The 19169-nt window shown below is 36.2% G+C and carries 22 protein-coding genes and 1 tRNA gene; 21 read left to right on the top strand and 2 right to left on the bottom strand.

Going from position 1 to position 19169, the window contains the following annotated elements; genetic code table 11:
- The first annotated feature begins 1 nt into the window (after position 1).
- From R4146_RS06175 to R4146_RS06145, 7 genes are all read left to right on the top strand, one after another.
- Complete coding sequence (locus R4146_RS06175; protein ID WP_339960549.1) at positions 2–337, top strand: LapA family protein; 336 nt, start codon at positions 2–4, stop codon at positions 335–337.
- 14 nt (positions 338–351) lie between these two features.
- Positions 352–2670 carry a single-stranded-DNA-specific exonuclease RecJ gene (gene recJ, locus R4146_RS06170; RefSeq protein ID WP_339960548.1) on the top strand — a complete coding sequence of 773 codons (2319 nt, stop codon included), beginning with the start codon at positions 352–354 and terminating at the stop codon, positions 2668–2670.
- A gap of 24 nt (positions 2671–2694) precedes the next feature.
- Complete coding sequence (locus R4146_RS06165) at positions 2695–3213, top strand: adenine phosphoribosyltransferase (RefSeq protein ID WP_339960547.1); 519 nt, start codon at positions 2695–2697, stop codon at positions 3211–3213.
- A 63-nt stretch (positions 3214–3276) separates the two neighbouring features.
- A tRNA-Ser gene (locus R4146_RS06160) sits at positions 3277–3364 on the top strand.
- A gap of 242 nt (positions 3365–3606) precedes the next feature.
- The gene (locus R4146_RS06155; RefSeq protein WP_339960546.1) at positions 3607–4626 is read left to right on the top strand and encodes a family 20 glycosylhydrolase; all 1020 of its coding nucleotides are present in this window, start codon (positions 3607–3609) and stop codon (positions 4624–4626) included.
- A gap of 19 nt (positions 4627–4645) precedes the next feature.
- Positions 4646–5815 carry a hydroxymethylglutaryl-CoA synthase gene (locus tag R4146_RS06150; RefSeq protein WP_339960545.1) on the top strand — a complete coding sequence of 390 codons (1170 nt, stop codon included), beginning with the start codon at positions 4646–4648 and terminating at the stop codon, positions 5813–5815.
- 9 nt (positions 5816–5824) lie between these two features.
- Positions 5825–6265 (top strand): nucleoside 2-deoxyribosyltransferase, encoded by a 441-nt coding sequence (locus tag R4146_RS06145; RefSeq protein WP_339960544.1) that lies wholly within the window; start codon positions 5825–5827, stop codon positions 6263–6265.
- Here R4146_RS06145 and lexA read toward each other — a convergent pair.
- Positions 6262–6888, bottom strand: a complete 627-nt coding sequence (gene lexA / locus R4146_RS06140; protein ID WP_339960665.1) for a transcriptional repressor LexA — start codon at positions 6886–6888, stop codon at positions 6262–6264. The genes R4146_RS06145 and lexA overlap by 4 nt on opposite strands.
- A 149-nt stretch (positions 6889–7037) precedes the next feature.
- Here lexA and R4146_RS06135 point away from each other — a divergent pair, with 149 nt between their 5' ends.
- Entirely contained in the window at positions 7038–7289 is a 252-nt protein-coding gene (locus R4146_RS06135; protein ID WP_339960543.1) for a DUF896 domain-containing protein, read from the top strand.
- A gap of 69 nt (positions 7290–7358) precedes the next feature.
- Positions 7359–7574: a YneF family protein gene (locus tag R4146_RS06130; RefSeq protein WP_339960542.1), complete on the top strand. Its 216-nt coding sequence runs from the start codon at positions 7359–7361 to the stop codon at positions 7572–7574.
- Between the two features lie 34 nt (positions 7575–7608).
- Here R4146_RS06130 and R4146_RS06125 read toward each other — a convergent pair whose 3' ends face one another.
- Complete coding sequence (locus R4146_RS06125; RefSeq protein WP_339960541.1) at positions 7609–8235, bottom strand: lysophospholipid acyltransferase family protein; 627 nt, start codon at positions 8233–8235, stop codon at positions 7609–7611.
- Between the two features lie 90 nt (positions 8236–8325).
- Between R4146_RS06125 and R4146_RS06120 the strand changes: the two genes are divergently transcribed.
- The 12 genes from R4146_RS06120 (at position 8326) to R4146_RS06065 (ending at position 19163) form a co-directional block, all read left to right on the top strand.
- Positions 8326–9078: a tRNA1(Val) (adenine(37)-N6)-methyltransferase gene (locus R4146_RS06120; RefSeq protein ID WP_339960540.1), complete on the top strand. Its 753-nt coding sequence runs from the start codon at positions 8326–8328 to the stop codon at positions 9076–9078.
- The gene (locus R4146_RS06115; protein WP_339960539.1) at positions 9068–9328 is read left to right on the top strand and encodes a GIY-YIG nuclease family protein; all 261 of its coding nucleotides are present in this window, start codon (positions 9068–9070) and stop codon (positions 9326–9328) included. The genes R4146_RS06120 and R4146_RS06115 overlap by 11 nt, the downstream gene beginning before the upstream one ends.
- Positions 9329–9401: 73 nt before the next feature.
- Complete coding sequence (locus tag R4146_RS06110; RefSeq protein WP_339960538.1) at positions 9402–10400, top strand: D-2-hydroxyacid dehydrogenase; 999 nt, start codon at positions 9402–9404, stop codon at positions 10398–10400.
- A 156-nt stretch (positions 10401–10556) separates the two neighbouring features.
- On the top strand, positions 10557–11327 hold the full coding sequence (rpsB, locus tag R4146_RS06105; RefSeq protein WP_339960537.1) for a 30S ribosomal protein S2: 771 nt from the start codon (positions 10557–10559) through the stop codon (positions 11325–11327).
- A gap of 90 nt (positions 11328–11417) precedes the next feature.
- Entirely contained in the window at positions 11418–12296 is an 879-nt protein-coding gene (tsf, locus tag R4146_RS06100; RefSeq protein ID WP_339960536.1) for a translation elongation factor Ts, read from the top strand.
- A gap of 158 nt (positions 12297–12454) precedes the next feature.
- On the top strand, positions 12455–13177 hold the full coding sequence (gene pyrH / locus R4146_RS06095) for a UMP kinase (protein WP_339960535.1): 723 nt from the start codon (positions 12455–12457) through the stop codon (positions 13175–13177).
- Between the two features lie 3 nt (positions 13178–13180).
- Positions 13181–13744, top strand: a complete 564-nt coding sequence (gene frr / locus R4146_RS06090; RefSeq protein ID WP_339960534.1) for a ribosome recycling factor — start codon at positions 13181–13183, stop codon at positions 13742–13744.
- A gap of 34 nt (positions 13745–13778) precedes the next feature.
- Positions 13779–14201 carry a hypothetical protein gene (locus R4146_RS06085; protein WP_339960533.1) on the top strand — a complete coding sequence of 141 codons (423 nt, stop codon included), beginning with the start codon at positions 13779–13781 and terminating at the stop codon, positions 14199–14201.
- A gap of 371 nt (positions 14202–14572) precedes the next feature.
- Positions 14573–15334 carry an undecaprenyl pyrophosphate synthase gene (gene uppS, locus R4146_RS06080; RefSeq protein WP_339960532.1) on the top strand — a complete coding sequence of 254 codons (762 nt, stop codon included), beginning with the start codon at positions 14573–14575 and terminating at the stop codon, positions 15332–15334.
- 13 nt (positions 15335–15347) lie between these two features.
- The gene (locus tag R4146_RS06075; RefSeq protein ID WP_339960531.1) at positions 15348–16136 is read left to right on the top strand and encodes a phosphatidate cytidylyltransferase; all 789 of its coding nucleotides are present in this window, start codon (positions 15348–15350) and stop codon (positions 16134–16136) included.
- 18 nt (positions 16137–16154) lie between these two features.
- A complete protein-coding gene (rseP, locus tag R4146_RS06070; protein WP_339960530.1) occupies positions 16155–17429 on the top strand; it encodes an RIP metalloprotease RseP in 1275 nt (424 codons plus the stop codon).
- A 24-nt stretch (positions 17430–17453) separates the two neighbouring features.
- The gene (locus R4146_RS06065; RefSeq protein ID WP_339960529.1) at positions 17454–19163 is read left to right on the top strand and encodes a proline--tRNA ligase; all 1710 of its coding nucleotides are present in this window, start codon (positions 17454–17456) and stop codon (positions 19161–19163) included.
- Positions 19164–19169 lie beyond the last annotated feature (6 nt).

The following is a 19169-nucleotide window of genomic DNA, read 5'->3' as shown; positions in this document are numbered from 1 at the left end:
AATGAAAAGACAAATTAAGATGTTTTTAATTATTGCAATCGCATTATTAGTGGTTGTATTTGCGTTATTAAATATTCAATCAGTGGCGGTTAACTTTGGCTTTGGACAATTAAAACTACCGATGATCGTTATGTTGATTTTATGGATTTTGGTTGGGGCCTTAATTAACTTTTTATTATCGACATCTTCAATTTTCAGTAATCGTCGAAACAGTAAAAAGATGACGCAAGAATATAACCAAAAGGTAAGCCAACTACAAGTTAAAATTAATACATTGGAAAAGAAGTTAAAGAATGCTAACCAAGCTAAGTCTGACCAAACGAATAAGCCAGAATAATAGAGAGGGATTAAATGATTGATTCAAAGTACGATTGGGAACTAAATGACACGATTAATGATCAGAATGAAGTTAAACAACTTGCAAATGAACTTAGTTTAAGTCCAATTATTGTAAATCTCTTATTTAACCGGGGTTATCATGATGCTGATTCGATTAATCAATTTTTAAATCCTGACCCAGCTAATCTAGGTGATCCATTTGCCATTCACGACATGGAAATCGGAATTGAACGAATTACTCAGGCCATTGAAAATAATGAACAAATTACAGTTTATGGTGATTATGACGCTGATGGACTAACTAGTACTGCCATTATGTATGAAACGTTAACTGAAATTGGGGCTAATGTTAATTACTACATTCCAAACCGCTTTGATGATGGATATGGACCTAATGTAGATGCTTTTGAACGCATTATCAATGATGGGACCACTTTGATCGTTACCGTTGACAATGGAGTCACCGGATTCGATGCGGTTGATTTTGCTAATCAACACAATTGTGATGTGGTAATTACTGATCACCATGAAATCGCAGAACGCGGGGTTCCTGATGCGTGTGCAGTAATACACGCTCGTTATCCGGATGATGAATATTCATTTGGTTATCTTTCTGGAGCTGGAATTGCCTTTAAAGTTGCTACTGCGCTATTAGATGAAATTCCTCAAGAATGTCTAGACCTAGTTACAATTGGGACGATTGCAGATTTAGTGTCATTAACTGGTGAAAACCGCATTTTGACTAAGTTTGGTTTTCAAGCCATCCAAAATACGGAGCGACCCGGCTTAAAGGACTTATTGGAAAACGCTAATTTAACTGGGAAACCAATTAATGAGCATAGCATTGGCTTTGGCATTGGTCCACGTTTAAATGCATTAGGTCGGATGGGGGATGCTAATGTTGGAGTGGAACTATTAACAACCATTGACGATGCTAAGGCGAAGCAATTAGCTGATTCAACTGAACAGCTAAATCATGATCGACGAAAGTTAGTTAGTGATATTTTTAAGGAAGCCTCAGAACAAGCTGAAACCCCTAAAAACCGTGCCAAAAATACGTTAATTGTCATGGGAACTAACTGGCATGAAGGGGTCGTTGGAATTGTTGCCAGTCGACTTGTCGATAAATACCATAAGCCATCAATTGTGTTAGATTTAAATCCAGAAACTGGAGTGGCTAAGGGCTCTGGAAGAAGTATTGAAGGCTTTAACATTTTTAAAGCAATTGAACCCGCTCGTGATTACATGGAAAAATTTGGTGGTCATGATATGGCAATTGGATTGTCAGTTGCGAAAGACCAAGTTCCGCAAGTAGCAGAAATGCTAGAAGCTAATTTTCATCGTCCAGCTAAGCAAACTACTAATAAACCCAAGTTATCTGTTGATGCTTTAATTAGTGTTGATCAAATTGATAATCAATTATATGAAGGGTTGAGCAAAATGGCCCCATTTGGAACTGATAATTTGCAACCACACTTTGAAGTTCATCCAGAAATGGTGACTAATGCTCAGACAATGGGGAGTAAGAAAACCCATCTCCGTTTTATAATGAAAGGCACTAAGCGGCGCTTAAATGCCGTTGCATTTGGAATGGCCAATGATATTGAAACGATTCACAATATGCCGAATGCAATTCAATTAGTTGGGTGTGTTGAAATGAATTCTTGGAACAACCGCCAAAGTTTACAATTCATGGTTAAGGATGTTCGTTCTGACGGAACTGAAATTGTTGACTTTAGAACGGATTCTATAAATGCCAGTATGTTCCAAGAAGATGGGACGTATGTTGTTTTTCATCGTAAGTTACTTGATAAGCTGCGTCCTTATATTAGTGAAAAAAGTAATATAATTTGGTATAATGACTTGTCGACAGAAATGCTATCTAACGTAGTTACGATTGTCGATTGTCCGGATACAATGGATGATTTAAAACAAATCACGCCGCTGTTAAGTAATTGCAAAGTCGTTTTATATTTATTTAAACCGCACTTTGTTCATATTAGCGGATTACCAACCAGAACCCAGTTTGGGATGCTATTTAAGCTATTAAGTTCCCAACCTCAGGTTCAAATCAATCAAAATTTAAATCAATTGGCGCAGCGCTTAAACGTTGATCGTAATCTGATCATCTTTATGGTTAAGGTATTTCAAGAACTTAATTTTGTATCAATTAATGAAGGGATTTTGACCATGGTCGATAACCCCAAAAAGCAGGATTTAATGTCCTCGAACGCTTATCATAAACGTCAATTACAATTGCAGTCCGAGCAACAACTATTACTATCCAATTCTGCTGATTTAGTTGAATTATTTAATGATCTAATTGGATGATAAAATGAAAGGAAGAATTACTTCATGGCATTAGATTTAAACGATTATATTGCCACTTATAATGATTTCCCAGAAAAGGGAATTGTATTTCGCGATATTTCACCATTACTTGAAGATGGTGATGCATATAAGCAAGCAACGGATGAAATCGTTCAATATGCACGCGACAAAAAGGTGGACATGATTGTTGGACCAGAAGCTCGTGGTTTTATCGTGGGTTGTCCAGTTGCTTATGATTTAGGAATTGGATTCGCACCAGCTCGTAAAAAAGGTAAATTGCCCGGCAAGACGGTGAAGGCTTCTTATGGTTTAGAATATGGGAAATCATCCCTATACCTTCATGAAGGGGCAATTAAACCCGGTCAACGAGTTCTAGTTACTGACGATTTATTAGCTACCGGTGGTACCATCGGGGCTACGATTGAATTAGTAGAAGATCTTGGTGGAATTGTTGTTGGGACCGCCTTCTTAATTGAATTAGAAGAATTGCATGGTCGTGATAATATAAAGGGTTATGATATTTTAAGTCTGCTTAAATACTAATTTATAGCATTAATGGTATTTACAATTTTTTGACAAATTGATATAATGCCATTATGTGCTTATGGAGAGTTGGCAGAGCGGTAATGCATCGGACTCGAAATCCGACGAACCGATTAATCTCGGCGGGCAGGTTCGACTCCTGTACTCTCCTTAATAAAAAGGGCCTCAGAATGCTGATTTCTGGGGCCCTTTTTATTAGATTAAATTGATTTTGTGTTAATTTAATTGTCATTATCTATGAATAGCTATAAAATGATAGTTACGGATAAAGAATTGAGGCTATGATTTATGAAGGGTAAAAAATGGATATTCCTTTTTTCAGCCGTAGGACTTTTAATAGTATTTCTAATTGGATTTGGGTATCATAATCAGTCGAATCAAAAAAGAATTGGGATGAATTTAGACTGTGCCCGAATGTATAATTCACCTAGACTAATTAAGAAATACATCTTGGCGATTCAAAGGGGACACGGCAATTATATTCAATTGCACTTAACTGATAACCAACGTTTTGGCATCGAAAATGAAACGATTGGTCAAACATTGCAAAACGCCTATAAAAAAGGTGATATTTACTATAATAAGGATACTCACAAGGCATTCTTATCTAAGCAACAGTTAGTAGATATCGTAAGGTATGGGATGCGTCATCATGTTGAAGTGGTGCCTGAAATTGATGTTCCTGGACATTCTAAGGCAATGCTTAAATTATTGGCACAAACGCCCAAGTATAAAAAAGAAATTAAATCGTTAATGAGTTTTGATGATGAAATGTATTATCAAAAACCAGCCACTTTAAAAATTGCTAAACAAATTATTGGTGAATATACTTCGCTAGTGCCAAAGGGAAACTATATTAGTACCGGTGGTGATGAAATTGCGATCAATACGCACAAAGATGATTTAGCTATCGTTAAATTTGATAACGCATTGAACCGGTTCTTAAACCAACGGGGATTGAAGATGGCAATTTGGAATGATAGTATCCGAAAGGCTGTTTTAAATCAATATGACAAAAATATTTTAATTAATTTTTGGAGTTTAAGTGGTCAAACTGCTGATACGGAAGATTATAATGCAAATATTAAATATCGGGCGACCCTTCCTGAAATTAATAAAGCAGGGTTAAAAACAATTAACTGTAATGATTACTTTACATACATTATTGCAGACCCTACTAGCTATGGAAAACACAATATGCAAGAATGGGAAGACGATTTAAAGAAATGGAAACCAACGATGTGGAATGAGGATAGTTACAAGGACAAGACAACTAGTAAGAACAACATTGGAACTTCTATTTCCATTTGGGGTGAATCACCTAAAGCTTATAATGCAAAACAGGTTTACCAAAAAACAATTGTGTATGTAAATAAATTCTTTAAACATTTGCATACCGTTAAATATATTTAAGATGAAATGAGGGGTTATGTTGAAAGTCGGAATTGACGATATCAGTTTTTACACACCTAACTTGGCATTACCAATGGATAAGTTGGCGCTGGCACGAAATGAAGATCCGAATAAATATCTGATTGGAATTGGTCAACAGATGCAATCAGTAATTCCAAATACCCAAGATGTGGTAACGATGGCAGCGAATGCAGCAATTGATATTATTAACGATGATAATCGTGAGCAAATTGACTTAGTGGTTTTTGGCACTGAAACAGGGGTTGATAATTCTAAGTCGGCCGCTATTTACTTACAAAAGCTATTAAATTTAAGTCCAAATGCACGGGCATTTGAAATAAAACAAGCTTGCTATGGGGCAACTGCAGGGCTTCAAATGGCACGTGACTATGTACAATTGCATCCTGATAAAAAAGCCCTGGTAATTGGTGCGGATGTAGCAAGATACGGATTGAACACTCCGGGTGAAGTTACCCAAGGTGGTGGTGCCGTTGCAATGATTGTGAGTGCTGATCCTAAGATAATATCGTTTAATGGGATTAGTACCTTTTATTCGAAGGATATTATGGATTTTTGGCGTCCACTTTATACGACTGAAGCCATTGTGGATGGCCATTATTCCAATGATGTTTACGTTAATTTCTTTCAAGAAACGTGGAATCAATATAAACAAAAAACATGGATTACATTAAATGATATGAGTGCAATGATCTTTCATTTACCGTATCCCAAAATGGGAATTAAAGGATTACGTTCAGTTTTACCAGAAGTAGATGAACAGCAACAAAATGATTTAAAAACCGCGTTTGGATTTGGTAGTCAATACAATAAGTTAGTTGGTAATCTATATACTGGTTCGTTATATTTAAGTTTATTATCCTTAATTGATAATGATCGACAATTAAAGCCAGGCGATTCAGTGGGATTATTCAGCTATGGTTCTGGTGCCCAGGGTGAGTTCTTTGTTGGCCAAATCGAAAGTGATTTTTATGATGAACAACGGGCGCAACGAATGCAAACAATGATTAATAATCGTCGGGTCGTTTCAGTTGATCAATATGAAGCCATTTTTAATGCATGGCCAGCAATTAAAGCGGGTGATTTAACGCTAACGCCCGCTAATGACAATGCTCAGTTTATATTTACCGGCGTTAAAAATAATCAACGCCAATACATTAATCGAAAGTAGGAATTTAAAATGAAAAAAATTTATTTAGCAGGTCCATTTTTTGATGAAGATCAAATTGCGCGAATTGAACGATTAGAAGAAGCATTAACCAATAACCCGACCGTTAAAAGTTTCTTTAGTCCTAGAACCGCTAATTTTCCAGATGAACAAATTGGTACATCAGCTTGGGGTAAGAAGGCTTACGACAAAGATATTAAGGAACTAGAAGCAAGTGATATGGTAGTAGCAGTTCTAGACTTTGTCGATGGACACGTTGATAGTGGAACGGCATTTGAAATTGGGTATGCAACTAAATTGGGTAAGCAAGTAGTAGCCCTTCATGAAAATGAAGGTACTGTGAACCTAATGATTTCCAATAGCATTGTGGCCTATTTAACAACTGCTGATGAAGTTCTCCAATACGATTTTGACAAAATAAAAACGATCCCGTATGAAGGACCGTTAATTTAAACAATATTAGGGCGATACAAACTAATGACCTTACCGATGATTGAAACATGGTCTAAAATAATCGGATTCATGGTATCATTTTCAGGCTGTAGGCGATAGTGCCCATTTTCTTTAAAGAAACGTTTGCAAGTAACTTCGTTATCATCGTTCATTGCAATCACAATTTCACCGTTTTCAGCGGTACTTTGTTTTTTAACAATGACTTGATCTTGATTCAAGATCCCAATATTGACCATACTATTTCCCTTAATGGTCAGCATAAATAATGAATCTGATAAATGCTTAAATTGGGGTGGAATTGGAAAATACTCGGTAGCATTTTCAATTGCTAAAATGGGGACCCCAGCAGCTACATCGCCAAGTAATGGCATTTCACTGTCGCTAGCATTTACATCTAATTCTTTCATCCCTAATTCAGTAATTTCAAGTGCTCTCGTTTTTGAAGGATTCTTTTTTAAGAATCCTTTTTTTTCGAGCCGATTAATATGACCGTAGACAGTTGAAGTTGATGATAGATTGACGCCCTCACAGATTTCACGTACCGTTGGTGGATAACCTTGTTTTTTAATTGAATGCCAAATGTATCTAAGAATCGCAATTTGTCTTGACTCAACTTTTGAAATTTTAATCCACCTCCTCACATAGTATATTACAAGCTATATTAGCATAAAACAGAAGGGGTGTAAAACAAATGTTCGGGTGCTTTTGTTTGAATATTATATCAAAAAAGTGTAATCTTATTATAAATATTAAATAACCGAGGAGGATTATTATGGCTGAAGATAAAGAACTAATGAAAATCATTCCTAGAATTAATGAATTAGCCCACAAAGCAAAGGCAGAAGGACTATCAGAATTAGAAAAAGTAGAACAAGGCAAGCTTCGGAAACAATACTTGAAGCGTTTTAAGGAAAACTTTAGATCACAAGTAGAAATGATGAAAGTTTATAATAAAGATGGTAAAGAAGTTACGCCTAAGAAGGTTCGTGATATCCAACGTGGTAAGGGTCTTCGTGACGATTAATGATTCATCTCTTTTAAATTACATGCTAATTGTGTAAAATTAGTATGTTAGATACTAGGAGGTGTAGTTATGGGTACTGGACTTTGGATTTTAATCGTGATTATTGCATTGATTGCTGGGGTTGCAATTGGTTTCTTTGCTGCTCGCAAGTACATGGAATCTTATCTAAAGAGCAATCCACCAATCAGTGAAGATCAATTAAGTGCAATGATGCAACAAATGGGACAAAAACCGTCTCAAAAGAAATTAAGACAAATGATGAACACGATGAAAAATCGCAGTTAATAAAAATAGCAACCAAATTAATTTGGCTGCTATTTTATTTTGCTTTTTTTGAAACGTCAACATATTTAAAGTCTGGATTGATTGATCGATCTAATTGGTCAAAACTAGCTTGCATTTCTTGTTCAAGTTTTTGTTCAGTTTCAGTATTGATTTTTAATTTACGGTCAACATAGATTGGATCACCAAATGAAACCGTAATTGGCTTGCGAGTAAATAGTTTTTTAAATGATAATGGTCCTTGATAGACCACTGGAACCATTGGCGTTCCAGATAGTTTAGCAATTAAAATAGCGCCAGCTTTTAAATCTTCTGAATGACGAGTGCCACTTGGAAAGATAACAATTGAAAGGTCTGTTTGCTTTAGTATTTTGACGGGATCTTTAATTACAGATGGTCCCGGATTATCACGGTCGACGGGGACTGCGTTTACTTTATTTAAGATATATCTTAAAATAAAATTGTTAAATAGTTCCTTTTTAGCTAAAAATGTGAATTTTTTAGGACTCGCCACAAGGGCAAAGACAATCATATCGAACCATGCGCGATGGGGACCAACTAAAATATAATTTCCATCAGGTAATTTGGCTTTATTTTTCACGTGAATGTTGCCATTAACCACTGCAAAGATAATTTTAGCAATGATTCTTAAAAATGAGTACATGTAATATTGCCTCCTAAATGAATATACATTAGCTATTATTCTATGAAATATATTTGATTGCAAGAAATTTTTATAATGGGGTTGAAAAACTTGAAAGTAGCTTTAAAAGATGATGAAAGAATTGATCAGTTATATAGTCAAGATATTAAAATTATTCAAAACCCAAACGTGTTTTCGTTTTCATTAGATGCAGTTTTATTGGCTGATTTTATTTCCGTATCCAAAAGTCCTAAAACTAAATTAGTGGATCTATGTGCTGGTAATGGAGCAGTAGGATTGTTTAGTGCTCATAAGACTAATGGGATGATCTATGAAGTTGAGTTGCAATCAAAGCTTGCAGACATGGCGCAGCGTAGTGTTCAGTTGAATGATCTACAGAATCAAATTACCGTTTATAATACAGATATTAACGATATATATGCTCAGATTCCAAAGGACTCTGTGGATGTAGTTGCTTGTAACCCACCATACTTTGCTGATTTAGATACTAGCAAAAAAAATCCTAATCAATATTTAGCCATTGCGCGTCATGAAATTAAGACCAACTTAAATCAGGTTCTATCAATTACGAGCGGTCTTTTAAAAACCAATGGTCGGTGCTTTTTTGTTTATCGACCAGATCGGTTGATTGAACTGCTAGATAAGATGCAGGCGAACCGGCTAGTCCCCAAGGAAATTACATTTATTTATCCTCGTTCAGATCGTGATTCCAACATGATTTTAGTTTCAGGAATTAAGGACGGTCGAGCAGGTGGGTTAAAAATCAAGCCGGCCATTACCGTTTATCAAGATCATTCTGATGAATATACAGAATCCATCCACCGAGTTTTATATGGCAACTAATTACTATATGTATGTCTTAGAGTGTGGGGACGGTTCGTTTTATGGTGGCTTTACAACTGATCTAAAACGTCGCCTTGAACAGCATCAAACTGGTCGTGGCGCTAAGTACACGAGAAGTCACTTGCCAGTTAAAATGATTTATCATCAATCATTTCCGAGCAAAGGGGATGCCCTTAGAGCTGAGTATGCATTTAAACATCAAAGTCGGCGGGCTAAAGTAGCCTTTTTAAAAAAGCATAAGCTAAATTAAAGTTGATAGTCGGATGCTGATCTGAATGTTATAATTATAATTGTGAAAAAATTTTAGGAGGTAACTTAAGGCTATGAAAATTATTGTTTATGGAGTTCGTGATGATGAAAAACCATTTTTAAAGGAATGGGAATCAAATAATCCAAATGTCGATGTTAAAATCGATAGCGATATTTTGACTACTGATACTGTTGGCAATGCAAATGGATTTGATGGAGTGGTTGCGTTTCAACAAGCTCCATATTCAGCAGAAATTTTAAATCAACTCGGCTCCTTCGGCGTAAAAGTACTTTCATTACGAAACGTTGGGGTGGATAACGTTGATTTTGCAGCTGCAAATCAAAATAACATTAAGGTTACTAACGTACCGGCATATTCTCCACAAGCAATCGCTGAATTTACAGTTACTCAATTAATGCAATTACTAAGAAATACCAAGATTTATAATCGTAAGATTTCTAATGGAAACTTAACGTGGGCTCCTAATATTGCAACTGAATTGAACCAATTGACGGTTGGAGTTTTTGCGACTGGTCGAATTGGTCGGGCTGCAATTCAAATTTATAAGGGCTTTGGTGCTAAAGTGATTGCATATGATATCTTCAAAAATCCTGAATTGGAAAAGGAAGGAATTTATGTTGATACGCCTGATGAATTATATCAACAAGCAGATGTTATCTCACTTCATGCTCCAGCAGTAAAAGAAAATGAACACATGTTAAATGATAAAACATTTGCCGAAATGAAGGATGGCGTGATTATCTTAAATCCAGCACGAGGTTCATTGATTGATACTGATGCTTTAATGCGAGCTTTAGATAGTGGTAAAGTAGGTGGCGCTGCTTTAGATGTGTATGAAGATGAAGTTGGAATCTTTAACCATGACTTTGGTAGCTTCGACGCTATTTCTGATGAACGCATCAAAAACTTACTAAAACGCGATAATGTCTTAGTTACGCCTCACCTTGCCTTTTATACTAAAACAGCTGTACAAAGCATGGTTAATACGTCACTTGATGCTAGTCGAGATGTGATTAGTACTGGTGAATCAGATAAAATTGTTAAAAAATAATTCGAACTAACTATTGTAATTATCCTGATGATTTTGTATAATTATATAGTTAATATTTCACACCTATCGTGATGACTTTGCCGGTGCTTATTAATTTAAGTTGTGAAGTTAGTTGATCGATGGGGAGGAAAAACTTATTTATATGGAGGAAATATCATGGCTGTTATTTCAATGAAACAATTATTAGAAGCCGGTGTTCATTTTGGACACCAAACTCGTCGCTGGAACCCAAAGATGAAGGAATACATCTTTACTGAAAGAAACGGAATCTACATTATTGACTTACAAAAGACTGTTAAGTTAGTAGATGCTGCTTACAATTTCATGAAGGATGAAGCATCAAAGGGTGCTACTGTACTTTTTGTTGGTACTAAGAAGCAAGCTCAAAACTCAATCGAAGAAGAAGCTACTCGTGCTGGCCAATACTTCGTTAACCACCGTTGGTTGGGTGGAACTTTAACTAACTGGGATACAATTCAAAAGCGGATTGCTTACCTTAAGAAGTTAAAGAAGATGTCAACTGATGGTACTTTTGACTTACTTCCAAAGAAGGAAGTTTCTCTTCTAAACAAGAAGATGGCTAAGTTAGAATACTTCTTAGGCGGTATCGAAGATATGCCTAAGGTTCCAGATGTTTTATTTGTTGTTGATCCTCGTAAGGAAGCTATTGCTGTCCACGAAGCTCACATCTTAAACATCCCAATCGTTGCAATGGTTGATACTAACTCAGATCCTGATGTAGTAGACGTTGTCATTCCATCAAATGACGATGCTATCCGTGCTGTTCGTCTTATTACTTCCAAGATGGCTGATGCTATCGCTGATGCTATCATTGAAGGTAACCAAGGTGAAGAAGGCGTTAGCGAAAATGACTTTGAAAACAAGTCTGACGAAAATGCTGACGATGTAAAAGAAGATAACGAATAATTATAAAGCACTTGGGCTGACTCAATTATGGACCGCTAAGGCCTAGGTTTGAGTCAGCCTTTATTATTGTTTATAAAAGGAGAAATTAATATGGCTGCTAAAATTACTGCTGCTCAAGTTAAAGATTTACGTGAAAAGACTAGCGTTGGAATGATGGATGCTAAAAAGGCATTAGTTGCTTCTGACGGTGACGAAAAGAAGGCCCTTGATTACTTACGTGAAAAGGGAATTGCTAAGGCTGAAAAGAAGAGTGGTAACGTTGCTGCTAACGGTTTATCACAAATCGCTATTGATGGTGACAATGCTGCGATCGTTGAAGTTAATGCTGAAACTGATTTCGTTGCTACTAACGATGACTTCAAAAAGTTAGTTGATTTAATTGCTAATACTATTGCTGCTAACAACCCAGCTAACATGGATGAAGCATTAGCACTATCTACTCCAGATGGTAGCATTAATGACAGTATCATTCGGACTACTCAAATTACTGGTGAAAAGGTTTCACTTCGTCGTTTCCAAGTATTCCAAAAGGGTGCTAATGGTCATTTTGGTGCTTACTTACACAATGGTGGTTTAATTGCTGCATTAGTACTTATTGATGGTGCTGATGATGCTACTGCTAAGCAAGTTGCTATGCACGTAGCTGCTGCTAACCCAGAATTCTTAAGCCGTAACGATGTTCCTAAGGATCGTTTAGATCACGAACGTGAAATGCTTAAGAAGGAAGCCTTAAATGAAGGCAAGCCAGAAAACATCGTTGAAAAAATGGTTGAAGGTCGTTTAAACAAGTTCCTTGCAGGAATTAGTTTAGCTGATCAAGATTTCATTATGGATACTGACCAAACTGTTGCTAAGTTCGTTGAAAGTAAGGGTGCTCAATTAAAGGCATTTGCTAGATACGAAGTTGGTGAAGGTATCGAAGTTCAAGAAACTAACTTCGCTGACGAAGTAAATGGTCAAATTAAATAATTAATGATTTATAAAAGAGCGTGCCATGGGCACGCTTTTTTTGTAATAATTATTGATATAAGTTTAAATTGCCCGTCTGATGATGTATATAAGCTATCACTATTGTTAATATTATGATAGAATTATCATGATATAAAAAAGTTTGGGGAGGAAAAACAATGTCAGACCTAAAGTATAAGCGAATAATCTTAAAGCTTAGTGGAGAGGCACTTGCCGGTGAACAAGGATTTGGAATCAATCTACCAGTAATTCGTTCAATGGCCAAGGAAATTAAGCAAATTTATGACCTTGGAATCCAAGTTGCAATTGTTGTCGGTGGTGGTAACATGTGGCGTGGTGAAGCTGGCTCTAAAATGGGAATGGAAAGAGCACAAGCTGACTACATTGGAATGTTAGCAACTGTAATGAATGGATTATCACTTCAAGATAATTTAGAAGCAGTTGGTGTCCCAACTCGAGTTCAAACATCAATTGAAATGAGACAAATTGCTGAACCATACATTAGACGAAAGGCAGTCCGGCATCTAGAAAAGAATCGTGTTGTTATTTTCGCTGGTGGGACTGGTAACCCATACTTCTCAACTGATACTACTTCAGTATTAAGAGCCGCTGAAATTCATGCTGATGCTATTTTAATGGCTAAGAATGGGGTTGATGGAATTTATTCAGACGATCCAAATGTTAATCCTGATGCCGTTAAATATGATACACTAACTTATATGGACATTATTAATGAAGGATTAAGCGTGATGGACACCACCGCTAGTTCATTAGCAATGGATAACCAAATTCCATTAGTCGTATTTAATTTAAATAAACCTGGCAACATTAAAAAGGTTGTTTTAGGTCAACAAATTGGTACAACAGTAAAGGAGAACTAATTAATGGCTAATTCAAATGATATTTTAAATAATGCAAAGTCCAAAATGAAAAAAGCACAAGATGTTTTGGAACGCGAATTATCTAGTATTCGAGCTGGACGCGCCAATGCCAGTATCCTAAATCGAGTAAAGGTTAACTACTATGGTGCAGAAGTACCAGTTAACCAAGTTGCTTCGATTTCAATTCCAGAACCACGAGTAATCATGGTCAGTCCTTATGATGAAAGTTCACTTAGTGACATTGAAAAGGGAATTTACGAAGCTGACTTAGGCTTGAACCCAGCTAGTGACGGAAGTGTAATTCGTTTAGTAATCCCTCAACTAACTGAAGAACGGCGTCAAGAACTTGCTAAGCAAGTTAAAGCAGTCGGTGAAGAAAGTAAAGTTGCCGTGCGTAACGTTCGCCGTGAAGCAATGGATGCGGTTAAAAAGGGTAGTAAGGACGATGACTTTACTGAAGATGAAGTTCATCGCTTAGAAGACCAAGTGCAAAAGATTACTGATGACGCTATCAAGGGTGTTGACACGATTGTTAGCGATAAGGAAAAAGAAATCACCAATAATTAATAAATAAAATTTATTTTTAAAGGGGTAATGTTTTATGGCTGAAGAAGAAAATGTAGAAATCACACCAGGTTCAGAAGAATTTAATAATATGGTTTTCCGGTTAAACCAACCGGTTGTTAATGGGAACACTGAATTTTTAAATTACGCTGGTAATAAACTAGAAGCACTTCAAGATGACATTTATGTAATGCCTGCTTATGTTCGGGATGATTTTAACTTATTTATTGTTGTTTCTAAGTTAATCGCCGATGATTGGATTATTGCCTTTTCTAAAGCTAAGATCGAAAATGGTAATGAAATTACTGATTTGTCAGAACCAATTCCAACTGGTCAAGGTCTTAACATGCTAGGTGAAAGAGAACCAGAAGAAGCAAATAGCTTATTAAAGTACTTTAATACTTTAATTGAAAGTAACCGTGGTGAATGGAGATTAATTCAACGCCCAGACCAAAAATAATTGATTAACAATTCGTTTTATTCAGGTGGTTAATCTAATTTAAATAATGTATGATATAAAGGATGGGTATTTACTCATCCTTTATTTGTTTCATAAAAAGTAGCGGAATGGTGAGTTCCTAGATAATCGTGAGCATCATGCCGTGATGAAATCATTAAAATTAATACAATCAAAAACGGAAACTGCGGGCAGGCTATGTCCGAGATACTAAATGGTATCCAGGTGCTTCAAAAGATGATCAATGTGATTACCTAATGGTTAAACGTCAGAATATTGGTGTTAATGGAAGCAAGTCAAATAGCAATTTATATACGAAAGGATATAAAACTGAAAAGTCAGCTACTTTTCTATGTTTTATACAGCAGATTTATATGTTTGGAAAAAAAGAGAAACAAGCATCATCTAAAGTTGATTTAGAACGCATTCCTAAACATATTGCAATTATTATGGATGGGAATGGTCGTTGGGCCCAAAAAAGGCATTTACCACGGATTGCTGGTCATAAGCGTGGGATGGAAACGGTCAAAACGATTACTAAAGCTGCTAGTAATCTAGGAGTGAAGGTATTGACCTTGTATGCCTTTTCGACTGAGAACTGGAAACGTCCAGAACAAGAAGTTAGTTATTTAATGAGCTTGCCTGGTAAGTTTTTTGATGCTTTTGTTCCAGAATTAATTGAAAATAATGTCCAAGTGAATGTAATGGGGTATATTGATAAATTACCGGATGCCACCAGACAGGTGGTTCAAAAGGCAATGGATGATACTGCTCAATGTGATGGAATGGTGTTGAACTTTGCTTTAAATTACGGCTCTAGAAGTGAGATTGTCTCTGCAACGCAATCAATTGCTGAAGCCGTTCAAGCAGGAACAATTGATCCTAGTGACATTGATGAGCAATTATTTGCAAAGCATTTGATGACCTCATCATTAGCGCCTTATGCTGATCCTGATTTGTTAATCAGAACTAGCGGTGAACAACGAATTTCTAATTTTTTGTTGTGGCAAATTGCTTATAGTGAATTAGTATTCACGGATGGTCTATGGCCTGACTTTAATGCAGATACACTTAATAATGCTATTTTAGAATTCCAGAATCGTGATCGGCGGTTTGGTGGCATTAAATCAAAATAATAAGGAGTTCATGATGAAACAAAGAGTTATTACTGCAGTAATTGCACTATGCATTTTTATTCCAGTCCTATTGTTAGGTGGAATTTGGCTTGATATTTTAACTTTTGCACTCGGATTAGTGGCATTGGGTGAAATTTTATTAATGAAAAAGATGATTATTGTTTCACCAGAGTCAATAATTGCGTTTGTCGGATGTATGTTCTTAATTGCACCCAACCGATTAATTAACATGATGCCAAGTTATTTAACAGCTACATTTATTTTGTACATATTTGTAATGTTGTTATTATTACGAATGGTTTTTACAAAGAATCGGTTTAACTTTGATGATGTTGGAATTTCGACGCTAGCTATTTTTTACGTTGGAATTGGTTTTCATTATTTAATTATGGCTCGTTCTACTGGCCTTAACGTTGTGTTTTATGCATTGTTGATTGTGTGGCTAACTGATAGTGGTGCCTACATTTTTGGTAAACACTTTGGTAAACATAAATTAGCCCCTCATATTAGCCCTAATAAGACTTGGGAAGGCTCAATTGGTGGTTCACTATTAGCAACGATTGTTTGTACGGCGTTAACGGTTATTTTCCCACAGCATTTTTATTCATTAGTGCCAATGTTGTTAATTACAATTGTGGCATCAGTAATGGGACAATTTGGTGATTTAGTAGAATCCGCCTTAAAACGTCATTATGACGTAAAGGATTCTGGTAAAATCTTACCAGGCCATGGTGGGATTTTAGATCGTTTTGATAGTTTATTGTTTGTACTACCAGTACTACACTTATTTAATATTCTTTAATAGAAAGGAAGCACAACAATGATTACAACTATAATTGCTTTCATTATTGTTTTTGGGATTTTAGTTTCAGTTCACGAATTTGGCCATTTTATTGTTGCTAAAAAATCAGGGATTATGGTTCGTGAATTTGCAATTGGAATGGGTCCCAAAATCTTTGCTCACCATTATAACGGAACTACCTATACCATTCGACTATTGCCATTAGGTGGATACGTTCGAATGGCTGGTGGATATGATGATGAAGAAAGCCTTCGTCCCGGAATGACCGTATCACTGAAGTTAAATGATCAAGATAAGGTAGAACAAATTAACACTAGTAATAAGAACTCTTTATTTAAAGGAATTCCACTAGTAGTTACTAATGCAGACCTAGAAAAGGGCCTTTGGATTGAAGGTTATGAAAATGGTGATGAGTCTAACGTAAAACGGTATTCTGTTGATCATGATGCCATGATTATTGAAAAAGACGGGACAGCCATTCAGATTGCACCATTAGATGTACAAGTTCAATCAGCATCAGTTTGGAAACGAATGCTAACTAATTTTGCTGGTGTATTTAATAACGTTGTTTTGGCAATTGTTGCGTTTACAATCTTTTCGTTCTTACAAGGTGGCGTTTTGACGAATTCAAATCAAATTCAAGTTGCAAAAACCAATAGTGTTGCGCGAGATGCTGGATTAAAAGATGGGGATCGAATTACTGCTGTTAACGGAACTAAGACTAACGATTGGACTGCGTTAGTTACCAATATTTCAGATAAAACGAATGGCCGTCCGGTTAACTTAACGGTGGAACGTGGTAATCAAACTGATCAAATTAAATTAAAGCCGAAGGTAATTACTAGTAACGGCAAAAAATCAGCCCAGATTGGAATCACCCGGGGCATTAATACCAATTTAGGTGCCATGCTAGTATCAGGGTTTACCCAAACCTTTGCGATGGTTAAGACGTTGTTAGTAGCAATTGGAACGATGATTACAGGACACTTTAGTTTAAATGACTTGGGTGGACCGGTAGCCATCTTTGCTCATACTGAACAAGCTGCTAGTTTAGGATTAACTGGAATCGTATATTTCATTGCTTATTTATCAATTGATTTAGCAATTATGAATTTATTGCCAATTCCAGCCCTAGATGGTGGTAAAATTATTATGAATATTATTGAAGCAATTAGACGGAAGCGGACATCTGAAAAGGTCGAGACCGTGGTTACGTTTATCGGATTTGCTTTTATGGTCGTTTTAATGGTTCTAGTAACATGGAACGATATTGAGAGATTCTTTATCCATTAAATTTTAAGTTAGAGGTGTGTTTGAATGAAACAATCTGCGATGTTAATTCCTACATTAAAAGAAGTGCCAAATGGTGCGGAAGCACTTAGCCATCAAATGATGTTGAGAGCTGGTTACATTAGACAAGTATCAGCAGGAATGTATGCTTATTTGCCATTGGCTTATCGAGTAATCACCAAAATTGAAAAAATAATTCGGGAACAAATGGATGCGATTAATGCTAATGAGATGTTAATGCCAGCCGTATTACCTGCCAAGTTATGGGAGGATTCTGGTCGGTATGCCACTTATGGCCCAGAATTATTTAAATTTAAAAATCGTCATGATACAGATTTTATTTTAGGACCTACTCATGAAGAAACATTTACTGAACTATTAAAGAGTTCAGTGGATTCCTACAAAAAATTACCATTGGTACTCTATCAAATCCAAGCTAAGTATCGTGATGAAGATCGTCCGCGGTATGGGTTACTACGTGGCCGTGAATTTATTATGAAAGATGCATATTCATTTACGGTTGATGAAGCTGGTCTAGATAAGATTTATCATGAAATGGAAAAAGCGTACTGCAATATTTTTAATGAAATTGGCCTTAATTACCGGATGATCATTGGTAATGGTGGTGCAATGGGTGGATCTGACTCTATTGAATTCTCTGCACCAGCTGCAGTGGGTGAAGACACCATTGTTTATTCTGATAATGGTGATTATGCTGCTAATATTGAAATGGCTAAATCTGCTTATATTCCAAGTAAGAACGATGCTGAGCCATTAGCATTGACTAAGAAGGCTACGCCAGATACTAAGACCATTGAAAAATTAGCTAAGTTCTTATCTGTTGAACCTAGTCAAATCATCAAGAGTGTTCTATTCATCGCTGATGAACAACCAGTGTTGGTCCTAGTTCGTGGTGATCATGATGTTAATGATGTTAAATTACAAAACTACCTAGGTGCTGATTACTTAGATGTTGCTGATGAAGCGCAAGTTAAAAAGTATATGGGTGCTGAAGCTGGTTATGTAGGCCCAATTGGTATTAATGATGACATCAAGGTATTGGCTGATCAAGCAGTTAAAGATATGGTTAATACCGTAGTTGGTGCTAATGAAACTGGTTATGACTACGTTAATGTTAATCCAGATCGTGACTTTAAAGTTGATGATTATGGTGACTTTAGATTTGTGCAAAAGGGTGATTTATCACCTGATGGTTCTGAAAAACTTCAGTTTACTAAGGGAATTGAAATTGGGCATGTCTTTAAATTAGGGACTCGTTACTCTAAAGTTCTTGGTGCTGAAGTATTAGATCAAAATGGACGTAAAACGCCAATGATCATGGGGAGCTATGGAATTGGGGTTAGTCGGTTATTATCTGCAATCTCTGAACAACAAGCAGATGAAAATGGATTAGTTTGGCCAACTTCAATTGCACCATTTGATATTCACGTGATTCCAGTCAACGCGAAGAAAGATGACCAAATGCAATTAGCAAATGACATCGAAGCAGATTTAAAACAAGCTGGTTATGAAGTCCTAGTGGATGATCGAAAAGAACGAGCTGGGGTTAAGTTTGCTGATTCTGATTTAATTGGAATTCCAATTCGTATTACAGTTGGTAAAAAAGCGAGTGAAGGAATTGTTGAAATTAAAATCAGAAAAACTGGTGAAACATTAGAAGTTAAGCAGGCTGAAATTACCAATACGATTGGAATTTTGCAAAAAGAATTGAATTAGAACTAA

Source organism: Nicoliella lavandulae (genome assembly GCF_037546185.1).
GTDB lineage: Bacteria > Bacillota > Bacilli > Lactobacillales > Lactobacillaceae > Nicoliella > Nicoliella lavandulae.
This window is presented reverse-complemented; position numbering and strand designations above follow the sequence as displayed.

Excerpts from the sequence above, each read along its gene's own strand:
- R4146_RS06175 (WP_339960549.1), top strand. The coding sequence starts at position 2 with ATGAAAAGACAAATTAAGATGTTTTTAATTATTGCAATCGCATTATTA.
- recJ (WP_339960548.1), top strand. The coding sequence starts at position 352 with ATGATTGATTCAAAGTACGATTGGGAACTAAATGACACGATTAATGAT.
- R4146_RS06165 (WP_339960547.1), top strand. The coding sequence starts at position 2,695 with ATGGCATTAGATTTAAACGATTATATTGCCACTTATAATGATTTCCCA.
- R4146_RS06155 (WP_339960546.1), top strand. The coding sequence starts at position 3,607 with ATGAATTTAGACTGTGCCCGAATGTATAATTCACCTAGACTAATTAAG.
- R4146_RS06145 (WP_339960544.1), top strand. The coding sequence starts at position 5,825 with ATGAAAAAAATTTATTTAGCAGGTCCATTTTTTGATGAAGATCAAATT.
- R4146_RS06135 (WP_339960543.1), top strand. The coding sequence starts at position 7,038 with ATGGCTGAAGATAAAGAACTAATGAAAATCATTCCTAGAATTAATGAA.
- R4146_RS06130 (WP_339960542.1), top strand. The coding sequence starts at position 7,359 with ATGGGTACTGGACTTTGGATTTTAATCGTGATTATTGCATTGATTGCT.
- R4146_RS06125 (WP_339960541.1), bottom strand. The coding sequence starts at position 8,235 with ATGTACTCATTTTTAAGAATCATTGCTAAAATTATCTTTGCAGTGGTT.
- R4146_RS06115 (WP_339960539.1), top strand. The coding sequence starts at position 9,068 with ATGGCAACTAATTACTATATGTATGTCTTAGAGTGTGGGGACGGTTCG.
- R4146_RS06110 (WP_339960538.1), top strand. The coding sequence starts at position 9,402 with ATGAAAATTATTGTTTATGGAGTTCGTGATGATGAAAAACCATTTTTA.
- rpsB (WP_339960537.1), top strand. The coding sequence starts at position 10,557 with ATGGCTGTTATTTCAATGAAACAATTATTAGAAGCCGGTGTTCATTTT.
- tsf (WP_339960536.1), top strand. The coding sequence starts at position 11,418 with ATGGCTGCTAAAATTACTGCTGCTCAAGTTAAAGATTTACGTGAAAAG.
- pyrH (WP_339960535.1), top strand. The coding sequence starts at position 12,455 with ATGTCAGACCTAAAGTATAAGCGAATAATCTTAAAGCTTAGTGGAGAG.
- frr (WP_339960534.1), top strand. The coding sequence starts at position 13,181 with ATGGCTAATTCAAATGATATTTTAAATAATGCAAAGTCCAAAATGAAA.
- R4146_RS06085 (WP_339960533.1), top strand. The coding sequence starts at position 13,779 with ATGGCTGAAGAAGAAAATGTAGAAATCACACCAGGTTCAGAAGAATTT.
- uppS (WP_339960532.1), top strand. The coding sequence starts at position 14,573 with ATGTTTGGAAAAAAAGAGAAACAAGCATCATCTAAAGTTGATTTAGAA.
- R4146_RS06075 (WP_339960531.1), top strand. The coding sequence starts at position 15,348 with ATGAAACAAAGAGTTATTACTGCAGTAATTGCACTATGCATTTTTATT.
- rseP (WP_339960530.1), top strand. The coding sequence starts at position 16,155 with ATGATTACAACTATAATTGCTTTCATTATTGTTTTTGGGATTTTAGTT.
- R4146_RS06065 (WP_339960529.1), top strand. The coding sequence starts at position 17,454 with ATGAAACAATCTGCGATGTTAATTCCTACATTAAAAGAAGTGCCAAAT.